General features: G+C 56.5%; 18 protein-coding genes and 1 tRNA gene. 13 read left to right on the top strand and 6 right to left on the bottom strand.

The window, feature by feature from the left end:
• The first annotated feature begins 8 nt into the window (after positions 1–8).
• The 6 genes from fdxH to KUF54_RS07985 all read left to right on the top strand — a co-directional run bounded on the left by fdxH (position 9) and on the right by KUF54_RS07985 (position 6,496).
• Positions 9–929: a formate dehydrogenase subunit beta gene (gene fdxH / locus KUF54_RS07960; protein WP_219346088.1), complete on the top strand. Its 921-nt coding sequence runs from the start codon at positions 9–11 to the stop codon at positions 927–929.
• Positions 926–1,555 carry a formate dehydrogenase subunit gamma gene (locus KUF54_RS07965; protein WP_219346089.1) on the top strand — a complete coding sequence of 210 codons (630 nt, stop codon included), beginning with the start codon at positions 926–928 and terminating at the stop codon, positions 1,553–1,555. The genes fdxH and KUF54_RS07965 overlap by 4 nt, the downstream gene beginning before the upstream one ends.
• 90 nt (positions 1,556–1,645) lie before the next feature.
• Positions 1,646–2,611, top strand: coding sequence for a formate dehydrogenase accessory protein FdhE (fdhE, locus tag KUF54_RS07970; RefSeq protein ID WP_219346090.1), 966 nt, complete (start codon positions 1,646–1,648; stop codon positions 2,609–2,611).
• Positions 2,612–2,742: 131 nt separating this feature from the next.
• A complete protein-coding gene (gene selA, locus KUF54_RS07975; protein ID WP_219346091.1) occupies positions 2,743–4,182 on the top strand; it encodes an L-seryl-tRNA(Sec) selenium transferase in 1,440 nt (479 codons plus the stop codon).
• Between the two features lie 110 nt (positions 4,183–4,292).
• Positions 4,293–6,218 (top strand): selenocysteine-specific translation elongation factor, encoded by a 1,926-nt coding sequence (gene selB, locus KUF54_RS07980; protein ID WP_219346092.1) that lies wholly within the window; start codon positions 4,293–4,295, stop codon positions 6,216–6,218.
• A 182-nt stretch (positions 6,219–6,400) separates the two neighbouring features.
• Positions 6,401–6,496 (top strand) — tRNA-Sec (locus KUF54_RS07985).
• A 160-nt stretch (positions 6,497–6,656) separates the two neighbouring features.
• Here KUF54_RS07985 and KUF54_RS07990 read toward each other — a convergent pair.
• Genes KUF54_RS07990 through KUF54_RS08000 form a run of 3 tightly spaced genes read right to left on the bottom strand, consistent with a single transcriptional unit; the run spans position 6,657 to position 9,453 of the window.
• Positions 6,657–7,391, bottom strand: a complete 735-nt coding sequence (locus KUF54_RS07990) for a hypothetical protein (protein ID WP_219346093.1) — start codon at positions 7,389–7,391, stop codon at positions 6,657–6,659.
• Between the two features lie 3 nt (positions 7,392–7,394).
• Entirely contained in the window at positions 7,395–7,826 is a 432-nt protein-coding gene (locus tag KUF54_RS07995; protein WP_219346094.1) for a DNA polymerase III subunit chi, read from the bottom strand.
• A 52-nt stretch (positions 7,827–7,878) separates the two neighbouring features.
• Entirely contained in the window at positions 7,879–9,453 is a 1,575-nt protein-coding gene (locus KUF54_RS08000) for a leucyl aminopeptidase (RefSeq protein ID WP_219346095.1), read from the bottom strand.
• 23 nt (positions 9,454–9,476) lie between these two features.
• Between KUF54_RS08000 and lptF the strand changes: the two genes are divergently transcribed.
• The 6 genes from lptF (at position 9,477) to KUF54_RS08030 (ending at position 16,567) form a co-directional block, all read left to right on the top strand.
• Complete coding sequence (gene lptF, locus KUF54_RS08005; RefSeq protein WP_219346096.1) at positions 9,477–10,586, top strand: LPS export ABC transporter permease LptF; 1,110 nt, start codon at positions 9,477–9,479, stop codon at positions 10,584–10,586.
• The gene (gene lptG, locus KUF54_RS08010) at positions 10,583–11,680 is read left to right on the top strand and encodes an LPS export ABC transporter permease LptG (protein ID WP_219346097.1); all 1,098 of its coding nucleotides are present in this window, start codon (positions 10,583–10,585) and stop codon (positions 11,678–11,680) included. The genes lptF and lptG overlap by 4 nt, the downstream gene beginning before the upstream one ends.
• Before the next feature lie 3 nt (positions 11,681–11,683).
• Entirely contained in the window at positions 11,684–12,079 is a 396-nt protein-coding gene (locus tag KUF54_RS08015; protein ID WP_219346098.1) for a sirohydrochlorin chelatase, read from the top strand.
• Between the two features lie 122 nt (positions 12,080–12,201).
• A complete protein-coding gene (locus KUF54_RS08020; protein ID WP_219346099.1) occupies positions 12,202–13,143 on the top strand; it encodes a CysB family HTH-type transcriptional regulator in 942 nt (313 codons plus the stop codon).
• A gap of 28 nt (positions 13,144–13,171) precedes the next feature.
• The gene (locus KUF54_RS08025) at positions 13,172–14,338 is read left to right on the top strand and encodes a pyridoxal phosphate-dependent aminotransferase (RefSeq protein ID WP_219346325.1); all 1,167 of its coding nucleotides are present in this window, start codon (positions 13,172–13,174) and stop codon (positions 14,336–14,338) included.
• Between the two features lie 408 nt (positions 14,339–14,746).
• Positions 14,747–16,567: an acyl-CoA dehydrogenase gene (locus tag KUF54_RS08030; RefSeq protein ID WP_219346100.1), complete on the top strand. Its 1,821-nt coding sequence runs from the start codon at positions 14,747–14,749 to the stop codon at positions 16,565–16,567.
• Between the two features lie 124 nt (positions 16,568–16,691).
• On the opposite strand, the gene KUF54_RS08035 is transcribed toward KUF54_RS08030, so the two are convergent.
• The gene (locus KUF54_RS08035; RefSeq protein WP_219346101.1) at positions 16,692–16,931 is read right to left on the bottom strand and encodes a DUF3820 family protein; all 240 of its coding nucleotides are present in this window, start codon (positions 16,929–16,931) and stop codon (positions 16,692–16,694) included.
• Between the two features lie 178 nt (positions 16,932–17,109).
• Between KUF54_RS08035 and KUF54_RS08040 the strand changes: the two genes are divergently transcribed.
• A complete protein-coding gene (locus KUF54_RS08040; RefSeq protein ID WP_219346102.1) occupies positions 17,110–17,892 on the top strand; it encodes a MetQ/NlpA family ABC transporter substrate-binding protein in 783 nt (260 codons plus the stop codon).
• Between the two features lie 201 nt (positions 17,893–18,093).
• Here the strand turns inward: KUF54_RS08040 and KUF54_RS08045 are convergent, their stop codons facing one another.
• Positions 18,094–19,719 carry a SpoVR family protein gene (locus KUF54_RS08045; protein WP_219346103.1) on the bottom strand — a complete coding sequence of 542 codons (1,626 nt, stop codon included), beginning with the start codon at positions 19,717–19,719 and terminating at the stop codon, positions 18,094–18,096.
• On the bottom strand, positions 19,716–20,984 hold the full coding sequence (locus tag KUF54_RS08050) for a YeaH/YhbH family protein (protein ID WP_219346104.1): 1,269 nt from the start codon (positions 20,982–20,984) through the stop codon (positions 19,716–19,718). The genes KUF54_RS08045 and KUF54_RS08050 overlap by 4 nt, the downstream gene beginning before the upstream one ends.
• Positions 20,985–21,007 lie beyond the last annotated feature (23 nt).

Genomic DNA, 21,007 nt, shown 5'->3' on the forward strand with positions numbered 1-21,007 from the left:
AGTAGCTGATGTCTTCAACCATGTCTCTTGATATCAAGCGCCGCTCGGCGACCACAACTCCTGCGCCAAGCCAACGCGAAGCGTATAGCGGTGAAGTCGCCAAGCTGATCGACGTCTCCAAATGCATTGGCTGCAAAGCTTGCCAAACCGCATGTATGGAGTGGAACGACCTGCGCGACGAAGTCGGCACTTTGGCTGCTGGCGTTTATGACAACCCGACCGACCTCACGGCCGATTCGTGGACTGTCATGCGCTTTACCGAGTACGAAAACGAAGCTACAGGCAATCTGGAGTGGCTGATCCGCAAGGACGGCTGCATGCACTGCGAAGACCCAGGCTGCTTGAAGGCTTGCCCTTCGCCTGGCGCTATCGTCCAATATGCCAATGGCATCGTGGACTTCCAGCAAGACCAGTGCGTGGGCTGCGGCTACTGCGTGACCGGCTGTCCGTTCAACATTCCACGCATCTCCAAGAAGGACAACAAGGCGTACAAGTGCACCTTGTGTTCGGACCGCGTGGCTGTTGGCCAGGAACCTGCCTGCGTCAAGACCTGCCCTACAGGCGCTATCCAGTTCGGCACTAAAGATGCCATGAAGGAACAAGCGTCTCGTCGTGTCGTGGACCTGAAGGAACGCGGCTACGAAAAGGCTGGCCTGTACGACCCAGCAGGTGTGGGCGGCACACACGTGATGTATGTTCTGCATCACGCGGACAAGCCTTCGCTGTACAAGGGCCTGCCGGACGATCCGTCCATCAGCCCCATGGTCGCGCTGTGGAAGGGTGTTGCCAAGCCTCTGGCTTTGGCCGCACTCGGCGCAGCCGCCGTTGGTAGCTTCTTCCACTACATCACCAAGGGCCCTATGGAAGTGCCTGAGGAGCTGGAAGAGGAAGAAAACCGTGCAGCCAAGCGTGAGGAGGATCGCACATGAGCACCCGTAAATCTCGTGACATCGTCCGTTACACCGCCGGTGAGCGCATCAACCACTGGGTAGTAGCTATCAGCTTTGTGCTGCTGGCTCTGTCCGGTCTGGCGTTCTTCCACCCCTCGTTCTTCTTTATGACGAACTTGTTCGGTGGTGGTCCTTGGACCCGTATCTTGCACCCCTACATCGGCGTCGTAATGGCCGTCGGCTTTGTCTTGATGTTCTTCCGCTTCTGGCAGCTGAACATCATCAAACAACGCGATGTGGAATGGCTCAAGAACGTCGGCGCGCTGGTCAATGGTGACCATGACAAAATGCCACCCGTTGAGAAATACAACGGCGGCCAGAAGGTTCTCTTTTGGTTGTTGGTGGCGTGCATGCTTGGCCTGACGGTCACTGGTGTGCTGATGTGGCGCTCTTGGTGGAACCTCCCCGTGACCGTTGTTCGCATCGGCTCTTTGGTGCATGCCATCAGCGCGTTTGGCCTGATCGGTCTGATCATTGCGCATATTTATGCCGCGATCTGGACCAAGGGCACCATCCGCGCCATGACTCGCGGAACTGTGACTCGTGCTTGGGCACGTTACCACCACCCCTTGTGGTTCAACAAGGTCACCGGAAAAGACAAGTAATTGCCTTAGTCGGTTTCAGGCCTTGCGCCTGAATGAAGCCGCCGACCTCCATCATGGTGGTCGGCGGCCATTTACTTTTTGGGAATGAATATGCAACGCATCCTGCAACCCGGTGAAATTGAAGCACTGGATCACACCAGCTTTCCCCGTATCTTGCTGCCTCAAGTTAGTAGCTTGTTCGCTGAACGCGCTGCACGCCTGCGCCAACTGGCCGATGGCAATCCCATTGCCGACTACCTACTGTTCGTCGCGCAAATCATGGACGCACAGCACAAAGCTGTTGCCGGCCTAGAAGTTACTGCCCCTGATGCAGAGCTCATCGCCCGCGCACAGGCGCACTCCATGCCTTTGCTGCCCGCTGTCGACACCATCGACGCCGTTTGGCAAACCGTGCTGGACAATATGCTCGACACGCTGCAAGGCAGCGAAGGCCTGCCCGCGCCGCTGCAGCCCCTGCTCCAAGAGCTGCGCGCCCTGGCCCCTGAAGCACGTGCCGACATCGCTAAAAAGCTGCTGCAAAAAGAAGTTGCCGCCCGCCACGTAGGCATGGCCCCCTTCATCATGGCAGCGCTGCAAGTCACCTTTGCCAAGCGCTCAGCCAACCTCAGCCCCCGCGACGTCCCTTACACCGACCCCGCCAGCATTTGCCCCATCTGCGCAAGCGAGCCTGTGGCCAGCGTGGTGCGCATCGGCGGCAAGATGGCAGGTCACCGCTACGCACATTGCGGCACCTGCGCCTGCGAATGGCATACCGTGCGCGTCAAGTGCACACACTGCGAATCCACCAAGGGCATCCACTACCAGGGCCTTGAAGGTGCTGGCGAAGAAGTGCTGGCCGAAACCTGCGATGAATGCGGCTGCTACCGCAAAATCGTGAATCAAGAAAAAAATCCCATGGTCGACCCTCTGGCCGACGATTTGGCCAGCCTTATGCTGGACTTGCTGATGAGCGAGACCGAGTTCCAGCGCGCCAGCCCCAACCCCTTGCTGTTTGTGGCTGTTGCCGAAGAGCAAAACGGCGAGCTGAACAGCGAACTGGTTGACCCAGCCGCGTAAATCAAACGTAAGCCACGCATAAGCCGACACGAGCCGGAAAAAGGCTTACTAAGGCAAACCGCCACCATAATGAAGGCGGCAGGTGTAAAACCTGCCGCCTTTTTCATTTCTAAGATTCAGAACCCCTGTCCATGAGCTCTACCGCAGCGACCTTCACCGAAATTTCGCATCCATCACAGCTGCCCGCCGTGGACAAGGTCTTGCTCACCGCTGAGATGCAGTCCCTGCGCGAGGCTTATGGGCTGCAGGCATGCACCAAGGCCGCACGTGACGTACTGACGCAGTTGCGCCAGCAACTGCTGGGCTCAGCCGATCAACCCGGCCAAGCCGTGCAGGCCAGCCTAGCCAGCATTGTGCAAAGCGCCCAGCGCCAGTTGCAAGAGCGCTTTGCACCCCGCCTGCAACCCGTCATCAACCTCACTGGCACAGTGCTGCACACCAATTTGGGCCGCGCCCTGCTGCCCCAAGCGGCTATTGATGCGGTGGTGCAAGCCATGAGCGCGCCTGCCAACCTTGAATACGACCTTCAAAGCGGCGGCCGTGGTGACCGCGATGACTTGGTTGAATCGCTGATCTGCGAGTTGACCGGCGCAGAAGCTGCAACCGTCGTCAACAACAATGCCGCCGCCGTGCTGCTGGTGCTGTCCACCATGGCCATGGGCAAAGAGGTCATCGTCTCGCGCGGCGAGTTGGTGGAGATTGGCGGCGCCTTCCGCATCCCTGACGTGATGACCCGCGCGGGTGCCAAGCTGATCGAGGTCGGCACCACCAACCGCACGCACGAGAAAGACTATGCAGGCGCCATCAGCGAGCAAACCGGCGCGCTGATGAAGGTGCATTGCAGCAACTACGCCATCACTGGCTTTACCAAAGCCGTAAGCGACGCCGATGTAGCGCGCATTGCGCACGAGCACCAACTGCCCATGATCGTCGACCTGGGCAGCGGCACTCTGATCGATATGCGTGACTGGGGCCTGCCCTATGAAGTCACAGTGCGTGAAACAGTCGAATCCGGCGCCGACATCGTTACTTTCAGCGGCGACAAGCTGCTGGGCGGCCCGCAGGCCGGCATCATCGTGGGCAAAAAAGAGCTGATTGCGCAGATCAAAAAAAACCCTCTCAAGCGTGCCCTGCGAGTAGGCAAAATCACGCTGGCCGCGCTAGAGCCCACGCTGCGCCTATACCTCAACCCCGAAAAATTGGCCGAGGAACTGACCACGCTGCGCCTGTTCACCCGCAAAGCGGCCGATATGCAGGCCCAAGCCGAGCAGTTGCAGCCTTTGCTTCAGCAAGCCTTGGGCCAAGGCTTTGTGGTGGAGACCGCTGCCATGAACAGCCAAATTGGCAGCGGCGCCCTACCCATTGAAAACCTGCCCAGCTTTGGGCTGAAAATTTACCCTGTCAGCGGCAAGCAGGCCGGTCGTCAGCTCACCCAACTCGAAGCGCGCTTTCGCACCCTGCCGCGCCCCGTCATTGGCCGCCTGCATGACGATGCTTTCTGGCTAGACCTGCGCTGCCTTGAAAGCGCTGCACAAGCCTTGTTTATCGAACAGCTTGCGCAACTAGGCTAACAACCTCCTATGCCTACCTAGGCCTGCCAGCCCACGCACACTTGATACAAAAATGCCTTGCAGTGCTTGATACATAAGCACTAGCAGCTATCAAAATAAGACTAGCACCCATGATTATCGGAACCGCAGGCCATATCGACCACGGCAAGACCACCCTAGTTCGCGCGCTTACCGGCGTAGAGACTGATCGCCTTAAGGAAGAGAAAGCCCGCGGCATTTCCATCGAACTGGGCTATGCCTACAGCCCGCTGCCCAACGGTGATGTTCTGGGCATCATCGACGTGCCCGGCCACGAAAAATTCGTGCATACCATGGCTGCAGGGGCCGTGGGCATTGACCATGCCCTACTCGTCGTCGCCGCCGATGACGGCGTGATGCCGCAAACCATAGAGCACCTAGAAATACTGCAACTACTGGGCGTCAAGCGCGGCACCGTCGCGCTGACCAAGGCCGACCGTGTACTGCCCGAGCGCCTGGCCGATGTGCGCCGCGAAATTAACGCCATCCTTTCGGTCACAGCGCTAGCAGACAGCCCCATCTTTGAGACCAACGCCGCACAAGCCGATAACGCAGGCGTACAAGCCCTGCGCGAGCATTTGCATGTGCAGGCCCAAATGATGACTGCCCGCCCACAAGGCGGCCTGTTCAGACTGGCTGTTGATCGCGCTTTTACCCTGCCCGGCCAAGGCACCGTGGTCACCGGCACCGTCTTCAACGGCCAAGTCAAAGTGGGCGACACCTTGGTGCACTCGGCCAGCGGCCAAGCCGTGCGAGTGCGCAGCATTCATGCCCAAAACCAAAGCAGTGATGTGGGAGTGGCCGGCCAACGCTGCGCACTGAACATCGCAGGTCTTGCCAAAGAAGATATCGAGCGCGGCGACTGGATCATGGATGCGCACCTGCTGCAAGCCACAGATCGCATGGACATCCATCTGCACCTGCTCAGCGAAGCCCCAGCGCTTGCGCAGTGGACGGCCGTACATGCACACCTTGGCACCAAACGCACCACCGGCCATATTGCCTTGCTGCAAGACACAGCGATTGAGCCAGGTACCGAGACCCGAGTGCAACTGGTACTGGATGCACCCGTGCTCACCCTCCCCGGCGACCGACTCATTTTGCGCAATGCCCAAGCCAGCCGCACCATTGCAGGCGGCATGGTGCTTGACCCCTACGCCCCCGCCCGCAAGCGCCGCAGCCCCGAGCGCATGGCATATCTTGACGCGCTAGAGCAGCTCATCACGCGCCAAGATTTTTCGGCACTGATTGCACAAGCACCGCATGGCATCGCCCGCTCGCAACTCATGCGCTTAAGCGGCCATGCGCTAAGCGACAACGGTATCAGCCACACCATTCAATTGCCCACCGCTAACGGCGATGCACTGCTCATCGGTGAGCAACGCTGGCAGCAGTTGCAAGCGCAGGTATTCGAAAGCCTGAGTCGCTTTCACGAAAAGTCGCCAGATGAGCCCGGCGTTAACGCCGCCCGTCTGCGCCGCATGGCTTTGCCCGGCCTGCAACATGCCAGTTACGACGCGCTCTATCAAGGGCTGATCGATTCCCTGCTGATGCAAAAACAACTCAGCAGCACTGGGGCATGGCTGCACCTGCCGCAGCACAGCGTCCAGCTTAGCAGTGCCGAGCAGACGCTGGCCGAAAAACTTCTGCCCGCCATCACCGAAGCCCGCTTCGATCCACCTTGGGTGCGCGATTTGGCCAGCGACCACAGCGCAGGCGAAGAAGTCGTACGCCAATTGCTCAAAAAGCTCTCGCGTCAAGGCTTGGTGTTTCAGGTGGTCAAAGACTTGTTTTATGCGCCAGAGCGTATGGATGAATTGGCAGCCTTGAGTGCTGAGATTGCCGCCCAAAATCCCAACAGCGAGATCGAAGCCCGCGCCTTTCGCGATGCCACGGGCCTAGGCCGCAAACGCGCCATTCAGATTCTTGAGTTCTTCGACCGCATAGGCTATACCCGCCGCGTGCGTGATGCCCACCTGCTGCGCCCCGATGTGCAATGGAAAAGCTCTGTGCTTTGAACTTAATACTCCTCAGACCTGTAGTCCATACGGTACTTCGGGTGCTTGCTATCAAATTAGCAAAAATTAAACGCTCTTGAGAACGAGGCTATCTCAACAATTGGCGCAATCACCACCCAATTGCTCGCTACAATCACTCTTCTATCTTCTACAAGAGTTGCACGTACAATTTTTGTGTAAAAGGAAGGCAATCGTGCCCGGTGGTGCGGCCGGGCTTCAAACCCGGTGAGGGGTGTCAGTCACTCCTGGGTTGGTTCGACTCCAGCTGTCTTCCGCCAGAATTTCAAAGCCTTGGTTACTAAAACCAAGGCTTTTTTATTGCCTAAGTGATACAGCTTGGTGATACATCCAAGTGACTCATTCATGAGCAATGACCGGGCGACTAGGCTCACGGGATTCGCTTCAACGCCACTAATCAGTGGCTGCAGTACCAAGTTTTTACCTGTCTTTGAGATGTTCCGTAAGCAGCGGGTGTTGCTCGAATTCACTCTCAACTGCCTCATGAACTGAGTGGCGTACAAGCGACTCCAACTCATCACGCAGATGCAGCACGAGCGAGCGAGTTTGCGCCTCCACAACCTGCTCAATCGCTGCTTTAAGTCGCTGCTCCAGCACCAAGTCAATACGCTGCATTAGGCGGTTGACCAATTGCTCTTCAGAGATACTTGCCGCAAATGCAGTCGGTATCTCTGAATCAGGTGAGGCTGTCAATTGAGATGGCTTAGGCGTACCCGCTGCTTCTACTTCGTCAAGCTCACCGTTTACATCCACCTCATTGGCCGGCAAATCCGGAACTTCAATCAGTGCAGCAGCTTGATTGCTAGCAGGCTCTACTTCTGCACTCTGCGCAAATGGCTGCTGAGGTGGCAATGACTCGGGTAACGGCGGTAGCTCATGCGGAATAGATGCAGCTTGACCGCGCACATAAAGACCGTCTGCCAACCACGGGGAGTGAAACGAAGCTCTCGGCTTGGGTGCGGTACTTTCATGCGACTCTGGCTGGGTCAGCACACGGGCCACTTGGTTTATTGACTCCTCCAGCGCAGAGCTGCTCTCACTGTGTTCACCAGCATGGGCGGAGGAGTCATCTGCTGCTTCTGGAGCAGCAGCCGGGGCAACCTCTTCAGTTAGCGTAGGAATGAAACGAGGAGGAGTCTTGGATGATGAATTCATGGTTTAACCCTTGAGATTCAGATCATGTCGAACAATAGCAAAACCGCGCGCTTCGTAGTCGCGCCAGCGCGTACGTGCCTCTTGGCGGTCCATTTCGTCACTTGAAGAAACAATTTCCACCACGCGCTCAAAGCGCTCAAAACCTTCTGGGATCTGCGGCGTTAGATTCACAAGCACATTGTGGTGTGGCAAGTCTTGCAGCTGCGCTGCTAGCACGATAGGAGACACCGCGAGCAACTCTCCCCCATCTGCCGCAGTGGCATGGGCGAGAAAGTCTGTCGAAGACACACTCCAAAGCCTCGCTGAAAGCCGAGTCAACACAGCTTCATCGCCAACGACAACCAAACGCGCGCCATGACGCAAGGCCTTGCGTGCAAATCGGCACACATAGCCCAGCTTGTCTGGCGCATTGAAATGAAAGGCAATTTCTGTCACATCACTTGCAGCTGGCGGTAGCTTGTTTCCAAGCCACGCCAGCCGACTTCCTTTAAGCCGATGCCTTGGCTGTAGTGCGACGCGAAGCCGCTGGTTTGACTGGGCTCTTTCGGGCTGCTGAACGAGCTGCCGTGGTGGTCTTGACAGACTTAACTACCTTGACCACTTTGACTGCCTTTGCAGGAGACTTCGCCTGAGCCAGCAAGTATTGCAGCAGCAAGCCCACGGGACGACCGGTCGCGCCCTTGGCCGCGCCGCTCTTCCAAGCGGTACCCGCGATATCCAAGTGTGCCCAAGGAATGTCGCCGACAAACTTTTGCAAGAATTTAGCGGCTGTCACCGCACCGCCAGCACGACCGGCCACATTGCCCATGTCGGCAAAATTGCTCTTGAGACCGTCCGCGTACTCGTCGTCCAGCGGCATGCGCCAGCAAGGGTCCAGCGCCGCATCACCCGCGCTTTGCAGCGAGGCAGCCAGCTCGTCATTGGTAGAGAACAGACCACTGCGCAGGCCGCCCAAAGCGATCACGCAAGCACCGGTGAGCGTGGCCATATCAACGAGGGCGGTGGGCTTAAAACGTGCAGCGTAATGCAGTGCATCGCACAACACCAAACGGCCTTCAGCGTCCGTGTTCAAAATTTCAATGGTCTGGCCACTCATGCTGGTAACCACATCACCGGGCTTGACGGCAGCGCCATCGGGCATGTTTTCGCAAGCGGGGATCAAACCCACCACATTGATGGCAGGCTGCAGCTTAGCCAAAGACTGGAACACACCAAGCACGCTGGCTGCGCCGCCCATGTCGTACTTCATCTCATCCATCTCAGCGGCAGGCTTAATCGAGATACCGCCGGTATCAAAAGTAATGCCCTTGCCCACCAGCACAATCGGCGCATCGGTCTTAGCCGCGCCGTTGTAGTGCAGCTCAATCAAGCGCAGCGGCTCACGCGAGCCTTGAGCTACGGCCATGAAAGCACCCATACCCAACTTTGCCACTTCGGCCGGGCCATGAATCTTGCACGTCATGCGCGCTGCCTTGGCAATGCTCTTGGCGGCATTGGCCAGCATCGTGGGGGTGGAATAGTTAGCGGGGCGGTTAGCCCATTCACGCGCCACAGCCACACCTTCTTGCTGCGCCACGGCGGTCTCAAAAGCGGCGCTCAAAGCAGCGTTTTTCGAAGTAACACCCAGCACTACTTTGGTCAGAGTAATCGGCTTGGCTTTCGATTTGGTATGGGTATACAGGTAAGTCGCATCAGCCAAGGCCTGCACGGCAGCAGCTGCGACTTGCGCGCTGGCCTCAAAAGCTAGACTGACCACCGCCTTGGCAACACCCTCGGACTTGAGCGCTACAGCGCAGCCAGCCAAAGCGTTGCGCACTTCTTTTGCCGTGCCTGCGCCCACGCCCAGCAGCACGACTCGGCGAGCAGCAATTGCGGGCACTTGGTACAAAGCCAATTGTTTGCCGCAAGACAGGGCAAAATCACCCTGTTTGATTGCATGAGCTGCCATGGCGCCCAATGCATCGCTACCCAAGGCAGCCTGCGCGGAAACCAGCACCAGCAGCAGATCACATTTTTCGCGTGCCGCGGCTGCTGCGGTCAGAGCCTTCAGTTCAAAGTTCATAATCGGTGTTTTCCTTTTAGCCAATGTTATTCGATTCATCCATACGCAAAGAGCTAGCGCGCAGCTTTGGTGCTACAGCTGTGGTTCTCATCACTGTGGTGATGACCATGATGCTGATTCGCACCCTGGGCCAAGCTTATAAGGGCAGTGTCAGCCCTTCCGACGTGATGCTGGTCATGGGCTTCACCGTGCTCGGGCAACTGCCCACTATTTTGGGCCTGAGCCTATTTGTCGCCATTGTGGGGTCCCTGTCGCGCATGTACCGCGACAGTGAGATGGTCATCTGGTTCGCCGCTGGTCAAGGCCTCGCCAGCCTGCTGCGCCCCTTGCTGCGTTTTGCCTGGCCCGTGATTTTGATCACCGCCGTGTTGGCGCTTGGCGTTTTGCCTTGGTCTTATCAGCAAATTGAGCAAATCAAAACCCAGTTTCAGCAGCGCAGCGATTTGGACCGTATCGCTCCCGGCGAGTTTCAAGAATCCGCTGGCGGCACACGCGTGTTCTTTGTAGACAAAGACTCCCCATCCGATATGGCGGCCAGCAACGTCTTTGTGGTCTCACGCGACCCCGGCAAAGAATCTGTCACATCTGCCAAGGGTGCGCACATTGCCACCATCAATGGCCAGCGTATGGTGGTTTTGGAAAATGGACAGCGCATGGAAACGCGCACCGATGACGGCACGACTCGCATCACCGACTTCAAGGAATACGGCGTTAAGGTCGATAACGACAGTCCCGTAGCCATGCAAGAGATGGCGGCGCGCAGCATGCCTACCAAAGAACTCATTGGTCGAGATGAACCCATTGCCCGCTCCGTGCTGGCATGGCGGTTGGGCCTGCCCTTTGCCGCACTGAACTTTGTCATTTTGGGTCTCGCCATCTCTAGCGTGAACCCTCGCGCAGGCAACAGCTCCAGCTTGATGATCGCCCTGTTTGCCTTCATCGTTTACTACAACCTTATGACACTAGGCGAGAGCTGGGTCAGCGCCAACAAAATTGGCATGTGGGGCATTTTGGGACTGCTGCACGGCAGTATTTTGGTCTGCAGTGTTCTTGTCTTACTGGCACGCCACTTACGTTGGTCACCCCGCGATCTGCTGCGCCGCAGCCATGCCAGCCAGGAGTCGGCACGATGAAAGTTCTTCGCAATCTGATTTACCGCGAAGTCATTCAAGCGGTGCTCTACGTTACGCTCGCATTCCTTGCGCTGTTCTTCTTCTTTGACTTGGTCGATGAGATGCGCTGGGTCGGCAGTGGCGGCTACACCACCACGCTCGCCCTACTGTTTGTGGCCTTGGCCATTCCCGGCCACCTCTATGAGCTCATGCCCATTGCTGTGCTGATTGGCGCTATTTTTGTGATGGCGAAGTTTGCGCAAAGCTCTGAGTTCACCATCATGCGCACCAGTGGCATGGGCCCTTGGCTTGCGCTGCGCACGCTGCTGGTTCTTGGCATGGGCTTTGTAGTGCTTACCGTCGCTGTGGGTGACTACATCGCACCTGCGGCTGAAAGTGTGAGCCAAAAGCTGCGCGTCATCGGCAAAGGCCAAATTTCTCGCGGCGCAACCGGTGCTTGGCTCAAAGAAAAACAGGGTCAGAACTCGGTTGCGATTAATGTCGGCGCGATTCAAAAGCCGGGCGAATTTGTGAACGTGCGCATCTTTGAGTTTGATGCCAATGGCCGCATCGCAGCGCAATTTAATGCCAAGTCTGCGCAAGTGGATGAGGAAAACGATCAATGGAAGCTGCAAGACGTGCAGTCCACCCAAGTCACGCAAAACGGTGACATTACCAAGATGGACCGCAGCAGTAAAGACAGCATGAACTGGCCCACCAAGGTCACGGCATCCATGGTTTCTGGCGCCCTGCTCAAGCCTGATCGCATGACGACGATTGCGCTGTTCCAGTTCGTTCAACACTTGCAAGACAACGGCCAAGCCGCGCAAAAGTACGAAATTGAGTTCTGGCGCAAGGTCTTTTACCCGCTTAGCTGCTTGGTGATGGTGGTGCTCGCCCTGCCCTTTGCCTATCTGCACTTCCGCTCTGGGGGCATCACCGCCTATGTGTTTGGCGGCGTGATGGCAGGTATCAGCTTCTTCTTGCTCAACAACGTTTTTGGCTACATTGGCACGTTGCAATCGTGGTGGCCTTGGCTGGCTGCTGCAGCGCCGGGCATGCTTTACACAGCCCTTTCGCTTTCTGCCTTTGGCTGGTTGGTCCTCAGACGTTAAGCAATGTCAAACACTCATAGCACTCAGCCCACCCGGGCCGGCATGATCTTGCTGGCCCATGGATCAAGAGACCCCCTGTGGCGCCAACCAATTGAGGCTGTGCTGCTCGCCGTGCAAGCCAGCCAGCCCAAGCTGCCCTGTGCCTGCGCTTATCTTGAGGCCTGCGCGCCCGATCTGCCCACTGCAGCCAATGCGCTGATTGAGCAAGGTGTTAACCAGTTAACGGTGATGCCCCTGTTTCTCGGTACCGGTAAACATGCGCGTGAAGACATTCCGCGCTTGTTGGGCGAATTGCGCCTGCAGCACCCAGCTTGCCGCTTCGATCTACAAACTGCGGCAGGCGAGAACTCCAGAGTGACTGCGCTTCTTGCCCAAATTGCCATTGAAGCAATTGAGTGAGTAGATGAGCAGGCAAACGCCGAGTTGACGACAGCACTGGCTCAAACATATCAAATCAAGCTAAAAAATAGGTTCTTTAGATATTTGAAGCATAATGAGGCAAGCTCTTAGTCCATGCACTCATGAACCTGCATCAATTTCGCTTCGTTCAAGAAGCCGCTCGCCGCAACCTCAACCTCACCGAAGCTGCCAAGGCTTTGCACACCTCTCAGCCAGGCGTCTCCAAAGCCATTATTGAGCTAGAGGAAGAGTTGGGCATCGACATCTTTGCTCGACACGGCAAGCGCCTCAAGCGCATTACCGAGCCCGGCCAAGAAGTTCTCAAAAGCATCGAACTCATCATGCGCGAAGTGGGCAACCTCAAGCGCATCGGCGAGCAGTACAGCGCGCAAGACAGCGGCACGCTCAGCATTGCCACCACCCACACACAAGCCCGCTATGTGCTGCCGCCAGCCGTGGCGCGTTTGCGTGAGATGTACCCCAAGGTCACCATCAGCTTGCATCAGGCCACGCCCGCTGAAGTAGCGCGCATGGTGATCGATGAAGTCGCTGAAATTGGCATGGCCACCGAGTCGCTGGCCGACTACCCAGAACTGGTCACCTTGCCTTGCTATGAATGGCAGCATGTGCTGGTCTTCCCCACAGGTCACCCGCTGGCGCAAAAAGAGCGCATCACGCTGGAAGATATTGCACAAGAAGCACTGATTACCTACCACCCCTCCTTTACCGGTCGCGGCAAGGTAGATCAGGCATTTGCCATGCGCCGCCTGCACCCGCACATCGTGCTGGAGGCGATTGATGCCGACGTGATCAAGACCTATGTGCGCCTAGGCTTGGGTATCGGCATCGTGGCTGAAATGGCAATGCGCGATGACCCGTTCAACGACCTCGTCGTGCGTCCGGTCGGACATCTGTTTGGCACCAGCGTTGCCCGCGTAGCTATCAAGCGCGGCGCTTATTTGCGTAACTTTGTCTACAAGTTTGCCGAGCTGCTCAGCGACCGCCTCTCGCGCGACCTCATCATCCGCGCCATGAATGGCAGCGTGGACGACTTCGGACTGTAATTTCCCCCGCCGGGGCCATGCCCCGAGCCTGCACTGCAAGACTATCGTGACTCCCACTTTCCCCAGCAAACTGCCCAATGTGGGCACCACCATTTTCTCCGTCATGTCGGCGCTGGCCGCTGAGCACAAGGCCGTCAACCTCGGTCAAGGCTTTCCGGATTTTGGCTGCGACCCCAAGCTGTTAGACGCCGTCAACAATGCCATGCGCGCCGGCCACAACCAGTACCCGCCCATGACCGGCTGGCCTGCGCTGCGCGAAGCAGTCGCTTCTAAAATCGAAGCACTGCACGCACACCGCTACGACGCTGCCAGCGAAATCACCATTACCGCCGGCGCTACCCAAGCCATTTTGACCATCATCCTGGCCACCGTGCATGCAGGCGATGAAGTCATCGTGCTCGACCCCTGCTACGACAGCTATGTGCCCAATATTGAAACTGCAGGCGGCATCCCTGTGCGCGTGGCTCTCACGCCCGGCAGCTTTCGCCCTGACTTTGCAAAAATCGCAGCAGCCATCACGCCGCGCACGCGCCTTTTAATCATCAACAGCCCGCACAACCCCAGTGCCACCATCTGGACTGATGCGGAAATGCGCCAACTCGAAGCGCTGCTCGCCCCCACCAATGTGCTTCTCATCAGCGACGAAGTGTATGAGCACATGGTCTACGACGGCGCCCAGCACCTGAGCAGCGCCCGCTACCCCGGCCTTGCCGAACGCGCCTTTATCGTCTCGAGCTTTGGCAAAACTTTTCACGTGACAGGCTGGAAGGTCGGCACCGTCGCCGCGCCCGCCGCGCTAACGGCTGAATTTCGCAAGCTGCACCAGTTCAACGTGTTCACCGTCAACACGCCCATGCAGGCGGGTCTGGCGCAGTACATGCAAGACCCCGCGCCTTACCTGAACCTCTCCGCTTTTTACCAAGCCAAACGCGATCTGTTCTTGAGCGGTTTGCAAGGCTCGCGCCTGAAGCTGCTGCCCACGGCTGGCACCTACTTTTTGTGCGCTGATATTTCTTCAGTCTCTGAGCTCAATGAGGCCGAGTTTTGCCAATGGCTAGTCAAAGAAATTGGAGTGGCAGCCATTCCTATGTCAGCGTTCTACGGAGATGGTTTCGATCAGCGTGTGGTGCGTTTTTGCTTCGCCAAAAAGGATGACACCTTGGTTGAAGCGGCCTCCAGACTGCGCAAGCTGTAAACAGCATCACTTCAAAAAAAGGAGCACCTACCGTGCTCCTTTTTTCATTTCCAGCTTATTTTTATGCTGCAACCAATATTGAGCGGGGACTAGCAGCTATCGAATTTGAATATTCTTTCAAATCATCTAGCTTCAGCGCACCTCAAAATACCAATCAATCTCAAAGATTGCTGACAGGCCTCACAAGAAGCTTCAGACTGCGAATTGCAGCCTCTGAAACAGGCCCTAAAATCATTCCGCTTACGTAAACGTCAACTCAATACTCAGGCAGGATCTTTAATGTATCCGTCAAGATATGAAGACGCGATTACAGCAGCGCTGTCATGGCGCGCACGCTGCCCAAAGTAGAACAAAGGACTGGCCCTGAAGACGCCAGTGCATAGACAACCTTTCAAGGAAACCGTAACGATGACCTATACCGCCCCCATCAAAGACATGTTGTTCAACATGGAGCATTTAGCCGAAATCGAGCAAGTCGCTCAGCTACCCGGCTTTGAAGATGCAGGACTGGAAACGGCTCAAGCGGTTTTAGAAGAATGCGCCAAACTCTGCGAAACGGTTGTCGCCCCCTTGAATGTGGAGGGCGACATGAACCCCTCATCCTTCAAAGATGGCAAGGTCACCACCACACCCGGTTTTGCCGATGCCTTCAAGCAATACGCCGAAGGCGGCTGGCAAGGTCTGCAACACCCTGGCGATTTTGGCGGCCAAGGCCTGCCCAAGACGATTGGCGCAGCCTGCATCGAAATGCTCAACAGCGCCAACCTGAGCTTTGCCCTGTGCCCGCTGCTGACCGATGGCGCGATTGAAGCCCTGCTGACGGCTGGCAGCGACGAGCTAAAGGCGACCTACCTTGAAAAGCTGGTGACCGGCGAGTGGACTGGCACCATGAACCTGACTGAGCCTCAGGCCGGCTCCGATCTGGCGCTTGTGCGCACCAAGGCCGATCCGCAAGGTGACGGCAGCTACAAGGTGTTTGGCACCAAGATCTTTATCACCTATGGCGAGCACGACATGGCGGACAACATCGTCCACCTAGTGCTGGCCCGTGTGGCAGGTGCGCCTGAAGGCGTCAAGGGCATCAGTCTGTTTGTAGTGCCTAAATTTTTGGTCAACAAAGATAGCTCATTGGGACAGCGCAACGATGTGCACTGCGTCAGCATCGAGCACAAAATGGGCATCAAGGCATCGCCCACGACCGTGCTGCAGTTTGGCGACGGCACAGCGGCAAGCATTGCAGACAGCGCAGGAGCCGGCGCTGTGGGCTATCTGGTCGGTGAAGAAAACCGCGGCCTCGAATACATGTTCATCATGATGAATGCGGCCCGCTACGCTGTGGGCGTGCAAGGTCTGGCCGTCGCCGAGCGCGCCTACCAGCATGCCGTGGCATACGCTAAAGATCGCGTACAAAGCCGCCCTGTGGATGGATCCGTCAAAGCCAGCACCACCATCATTCACCACCCCGACGTGCGCCGCATGCTGATGACCATGCGCGCCTTCAACGAAGGCTGCCGCGCCATGGCCACCACAGCCGCTGCCGCTTACGATGCGTCTCACCACCACCCCGATGCAGCGGTGCGTGCGGCCAACGCCACCTTCTATGAATTCATGGTGCCGCTGGTCAAGGGCTATAGCACCGAGATGAGTCTGGAAGTGACCAGCTTGGGCGTGCAAGTGCACGGTGGCATGGGCTTTATCGAAGAAACTGGCGCTGCCCAGTACTACCGCGACGCCAAGATCTTGACTATTTACGAAGGCACAACCGCCATTCAGGCCAACGATCTGGTAGGCCGCAAAACCGCCCGTGATGGCGGCGAAACGGCCAAAGCCATCGCTGCCCAGATTGAAAAAACCGAAGTTGAACTCATCGCCAGTGACAGTGCCGTAGCCAAAACGGTTGCCAAACATCTGGCGCAAGCCAGCCAAGCCTTTGTGCAAGTGGTTGAGTTCATCGCAGCTCATGCCAAGACTGATCCCAATGCCGTTTATGCAGGCAGCGTGCCCTACTTGATGCTGACAGGCAATCTGGTGGCCGGCTGGCAACTGGGCCGCTCAGTTCTAGTCGCAGAGCAGCAGCTGAAAAACGGCCAAGACGCCGCCTTTATGCAAGCCAAACTGGCCACTGCGCAATTCTATGCAGAGCACATCCTGACGCGTGTGCCCGGCCAAGCAGATTCTGTGATCAATGGCGCTGCCAGCGTCATGGCGCTGCCTTTGGACATGTTCTAAACTTACTTAGAACGACTCTTAAAGCCGTTCACAAAGGCAGTACAAGGGCTGTTACAAGGCAACTGCCCACAAAAAGCCCCTGAGTGACTTAGCATCACTCAGGGGCTTTTTATTTTCACGGCAACTACTCCTGCGCTCTGGGCCTCAGCCCTGCCGCCTTGCGGATCGGCTCCAGCAGCTCACTCAAACCGTTATGGTCCAGCTCCTGCATCAAGGCCAGCAACTGCCCAATTTCACCTTTGGGAAAGCCCTCTCGGGCAAACCAATTGAGGTAATTGCCCGGCAAGTCGGCAATCAGGCGGCCTTTGTATTTGCCATAGGGCATTTGCACGCGCACTAGGCGCTCAAGCGTTTCGGGGGTCATGAGAGATGAGGCAATTCAAAAAATGCAAGAATTTGAATAAAAAACGACGTTCTTATAACCAAATAAGAAAAATGTCCTTCCAGCTTTGGTGCGCCGCACTAGACTATGCACCTAACTTCACCGCGGCCGGTATAAGGCCAAGGGATTTTTTGCAACTTGCCGAAGAAGGTCTGACCCCATGTTGAAGAAAGCTCTCTCTGCTATCGCTATTGCCACTCTGGCGCTGTCGGCCCAAGCCGAAGTTCTGAAAGTGGCGGCAACGGCCGTGCCACACGCCGAAATCCTGAACTTTATCAAGCCCGCCTTGAAGGCTCAGGGCATTGATCTCGAAATCAAGGAGTTCAGCGACTACGTTCAGCCCAATGCAGCCGTGGAAGACAAGCAACTGGACGCCAACTTCTTCCAGCACCAGCCTTACCTGGACAGCTATAACAAGGATCGCAAGACCTCGCTGGTCGCCGTGCCCAATGGCAAGGTACATGTGGAGCCCTTCGGCGCTTACTCCAGCAAGATCAAAAACATTAAGGATCTGAAGAATGGCGCAACCATCGCCATCCCTAATGACCCATCCAACGGCGGCCGCGCCCTGATTTTGCTGGCAAAGCAAGGTCTGATCGAGCTCAAGGACCCCAAAAGCCTGACGCCCACCGCGCTGGAAATTACCAAGAACCCCAAGAAGCTGAAGTTCAAGGAACTGGAAGCCCCTCTGCTGCCCCGCGCACTGGCTGACGTGGATCTGGCTTTGATCAACACCAATTACGCCATTGAAGCAAAGTTGAATCCCACCAAGGACGCTTTGTTCATCGAAGGTGCTGATTCGCCCTACACCAACATCGTTGCGGCCCGCAAGGATCGCGCAGGCGGTGCAGACATTGCCAAGTTGATGGGCGCCCTGCACTCCGCAGAGACCAAGAAGTTCATCATCGAAAAATACAAGGGTGCTGTCGTTCCCGCGTTCTAATTGAACGACACATTTCAACAAAAGCGCTGCATTTGCAGCGCTTTTTGCTTTTGATTGCAGACTACAGAATCGCCATTGTGAATCGTTTTTCTGAGCGAACCTGCCCACAGACGGTGGCTAAAGCATAGCTGCGCCTGGGTTAGGACAACTCTGCCCAGAACGTTGCTTCATGCAACCGCGCCGTGATTTATTAAAAAAACCTCAGTTCGTAGGCGCTGGAACCGAATACACCAAAGTCGGCGACTCGCCATCCTCATTAATTCTTTCCATCTTCACCCCAAAGCCCCATAAGCGGGCCACATGCTTGAGCACTTCCTGCGTATCCTCAGCCAGCGGCCTGCCTTTGTAGGCAATATGGCGCAGCGTCAAGCAGCGGTCACCGCGCAAGTTCACATTCCAGACCTGAATATTAGGCTCGCGGGTACCCAAATCGTATTGCTGCGACAACAGCTGACGCAACTGGCGGTAACCGTCTTCATCATGAATAGCGCTGACCAAAACTTCTCGCTCATCAGGGTCATCGTGCAGGGCAAACATCCGCATCTCGCGCATCAAATGAGGGCTGAGATACTGGCCCACAAAGCTCTCATCCTTGAAGTTGCGCATGGCATGGTGCAGCGCCGGCAACCAAGGCGTTCCCGCTAAATCGGGGAACCAGCGGCGGTCTTCTTCGGTCGGGTTTTCACAAATACGCCGAATGTCGCGGTACATGGCAAAGCCTAGGGCATAGGGGTTGATGCCGCTAAAAGCTCGGTGCCCAGCAGGGGGCTGGTAGATCACATTGGTATGCGATGACAGCCACTCAAGCATCACGCCATCGGTGAGCCAACCCTCGTCATACAAGGTATTGAGCAAAGTGTAGTGCCAGAAGGTGGCCCAGCCCTCGTTCATCACCTGCGTCTGGCGCTGCGGGTAAAAATACTGAGAGATCTTGCGCACAATGCGCAAAATCTCCCGCTGCCAAGGCTCTAACAACGGCGCATTCTTTTCGATGAAATAAAGAATGTTTTCCTCTGGCTCTTTGGGAAAGCGCTCTCGGCCATGAGTGACATGGTCCTTATCCTTGCGCGCAGGCAAGGTGCTCCACAGCACGTTGACCTGCTGCTGCACATAAGCCTCGCGCTCCTCACGTTCGGTACGTTCTTGGGCCAGGCTTTTATTGGAGGGGCGGCAATACCTATCCACCCCGAAGTTGGACAGCGCGTGGCAAGAGTCCAGCAACTGCTCCACCGCATCCACCCCGTAGCGCTCCTCACACTGACTGATGTAGTCACGGGCATAGACCAAGTAGTCAATGATGCTGCCCGCATCGGACCACATGCGAAACAGATAGTTGTTTTTGAAAAAACTGTTGTGCCCATAGGCCGCATGCGCAATCACCAGCGCCTGCATGGCCGTGCTGTTTTCCTCCATCAAATAGCTGATGCAAGGGTTGGCGTTGATGACAATCTCATAAGCGAGCCCCATATTGCCGCGGCGATAACGGCGTTCTGTGGCCAAAAATTCTTTGCCATAGCTCCAGTGACGGTAGTTCACAGGCATGCCCACGCTGGAGTAAGCATCCATCATCTGCTCGGCCGTGATGATCTCTAACTGATTGGGGTAAGTATCCAAGCCGTAGCGCTGCGCCGCCGCCGCAATCGCCGCGTGGTATTGCTCGATCAGTTCAAACGTCCAGTCACTCGGGTCAGGCAAAGGGCTAGCTGGGCGCTGCGTCGCCATCAATGGCACTTGCGGCACATCGCGCGGGCGCTCGCCCTGAGTCGATTGAGTCCACACTTTGCGGCTGGCACTAGGGTCCAGCACGGGGTAGAGAGTGAGGTTCATACCGAGACCCCATCTTTCTTAAAGAGATCACGAAACACCGGATAAATTTCGCTGGCATCCGCTACCTTGCGCATGGCGAAATGCGGGAACAGTGGCAGCAAGCGGCTGTATTCCGCCCAAAGACTTTGCTCTTCCTTCACCACCTGCAGGTAAGCAAAGTAACGTACCAACGGCAATATTTGGTCAGCCAAAATACCGCGGCAGTTGCCGCCGTCATCGCTGAAGTTATCGCCATCACTGGCCTGCGCCACGTAAATATTCCAGTCATTTACCGGGTAGCGTGCGCTGATGATTTGATCGAGCAGCACCAAGGCACTACTCACTACAGTGCCGCCGCTTTCGGTGGAGTGAAAAAACTCTTCTTCACTCACCTCAGCCGCCTTGGTGTGGTGGCGGATAAAGACGATTTCAATCTTCTCGTAATGCCGCGTAAGAAATAGGTAGAGCAAAATGAAAAAGCGCTTAGACAACTCCTTGCGCTCTTGGTCCATAGAGCCAGACACATCCATCACGCAAAACATGACCGCCTGACTATTGGGCACAGGCACTTTGGTGCGATTGCGAAACCGCAGATCCAACTGCTCCAAAAAAGGCACTTTATTGACACGCGCGCGCAACTCGTCAATCCGCTGCTGCAACTCAAGCACGGTGTCGCTGCTGCTATCGCCTTGCTCAAGCAAGGCGTCCAGCTCTGCCTCAAGCGCTTTCAATTCACGTTGGGGAGCTTTGGTCAAAGCAATGCGCCGCCCCAATGCACCGCGCATGGTACGCACCAAAGCCAGGTTACTTGGCGTGCCATCATGGCTGTAACCCGCGCGGCGTGACTTGTATTGCAGCGTATTACCTATGTGGTTGCGCAGCAGGCGCGGTAAGGCTAAGTCTTCAAAAAAGAGCTCCATAAACTCTTCCTTGCTCAATGTGAAGGTGAAGTCATCCTGACCTTCGCCACTATCACTTGCCTGCGAGCCTGAGCCGCCCTCACCGCTGGGCGGACGCGCAATTCGGTCGCCTCGCACATGCTCACTGTTACCCGGTAACACCACATCGCGCACACCGCCTTGGCCGTGGTGAAAAACAGGCTCCTGAATATCCTTTTTAGGGATGGTGATGTTTTCTGCCTGATCGATATGGCGAATGTCACGCGAGGACACAGCCTTGCGCACCGCCTCTGCGATTTGCTTCTTAAAACGACGCACAAACCGCTCGCGATTACCGACAGATTTGTTCTTGCCTGCGAGCCTGCGGTCGATGATATGCAATGCCATCTGTGCTCCCATGTATTGGGGCT

It is taken from the genome of Comamonas sp. Y33R10-2 (assembly GCF_019355935.1).
Classification (GTDB): Bacteria; Pseudomonadota; Gammaproteobacteria; order Burkholderiales; family Burkholderiaceae_C; genus Comamonas.

What these genes read in the sequence shown, in the direction of transcription:
- KUF54_RS08045 (WP_219346103.1), bottom strand. Translation starts at nt 19,719, where the DNA reads ATGAACCTCACTCTCTACCCCGTGCTGGACCCTAGTGCCAGCCGCAAA.
- lptG (WP_219346097.1), top strand. Translation starts at nt 10,583, where the DNA reads ATGAAAGTTCTTCGCAATCTGATTTACCGCGAAGTCATTCAAGCGGTG.
- KUF54_RS08050 (WP_219346104.1), bottom strand. Translation starts at nt 20,984, where the DNA reads ATGGCATTGCATATCATCGACCGCAGGCTCGCAGGCAAGAACAAATCT.
- fdxH (WP_219346088.1), top strand. Translation starts at nt 9, where the DNA reads ATGTCTTCAACCATGTCTCTTGATATCAAGCGCCGCTCGGCGACCACA.
- fdhE (WP_219346090.1), top strand. Translation starts at nt 1,646, where the DNA reads ATGCAACGCATCCTGCAACCCGGTGAAATTGAAGCACTGGATCACACC.
- KUF54_RS08015 (WP_219346098.1), top strand. Translation starts at nt 11,684, where the DNA reads ATGTCAAACACTCATAGCACTCAGCCCACCCGGGCCGGCATGATCTTG.
- KUF54_RS08030 (WP_219346100.1), top strand. Translation starts at nt 14,747, where the DNA reads ATGACCTATACCGCCCCCATCAAAGACATGTTGTTCAACATGGAGCAT.
- selB (WP_219346092.1), top strand. Translation starts at nt 4,293, where the DNA reads ATGATTATCGGAACCGCAGGCCATATCGACCACGGCAAGACCACCCTA.
- KUF54_RS08040 (WP_219346102.1), top strand. Translation starts at nt 17,110, where the DNA reads ATGTTGAAGAAAGCTCTCTCTGCTATCGCTATTGCCACTCTGGCGCTG.
- KUF54_RS07965 (WP_219346089.1), top strand. Translation starts at nt 926, where the DNA reads ATGAGCACCCGTAAATCTCGTGACATCGTCCGTTACACCGCCGGTGAG.
- KUF54_RS07990 (WP_219346093.1), bottom strand. Translation starts at nt 7,391, where the DNA reads ATGAATTCATCATCCAAGACTCCTCCTCGTTTCATTCCTACGCTAACT.
- KUF54_RS08020 (WP_219346099.1), top strand. Translation starts at nt 12,202, where the DNA reads ATGAACCTGCATCAATTTCGCTTCGTTCAAGAAGCCGCTCGCCGCAAC.
- KUF54_RS08000 (WP_219346095.1), bottom strand. Translation starts at nt 9,453, where the DNA reads ATGAACTTTGAACTGAAGGCTCTGACCGCAGCAGCCGCGGCACGCGAA.
- KUF54_RS08035 (WP_219346101.1), bottom strand. Translation starts at nt 16,931, where the DNA reads ATGACCCCCGAAACGCTTGAGCGCCTAGTGCGCGTGCAAATGCCCTAT.
- selA (WP_219346091.1), top strand. Translation starts at nt 2,743, where the DNA reads ATGAGCTCTACCGCAGCGACCTTCACCGAAATTTCGCATCCATCACAG.
- lptF (WP_219346096.1), top strand. Translation starts at nt 9,477, where the DNA reads ATGTTATTCGATTCATCCATACGCAAAGAGCTAGCGCGCAGCTTTGGT.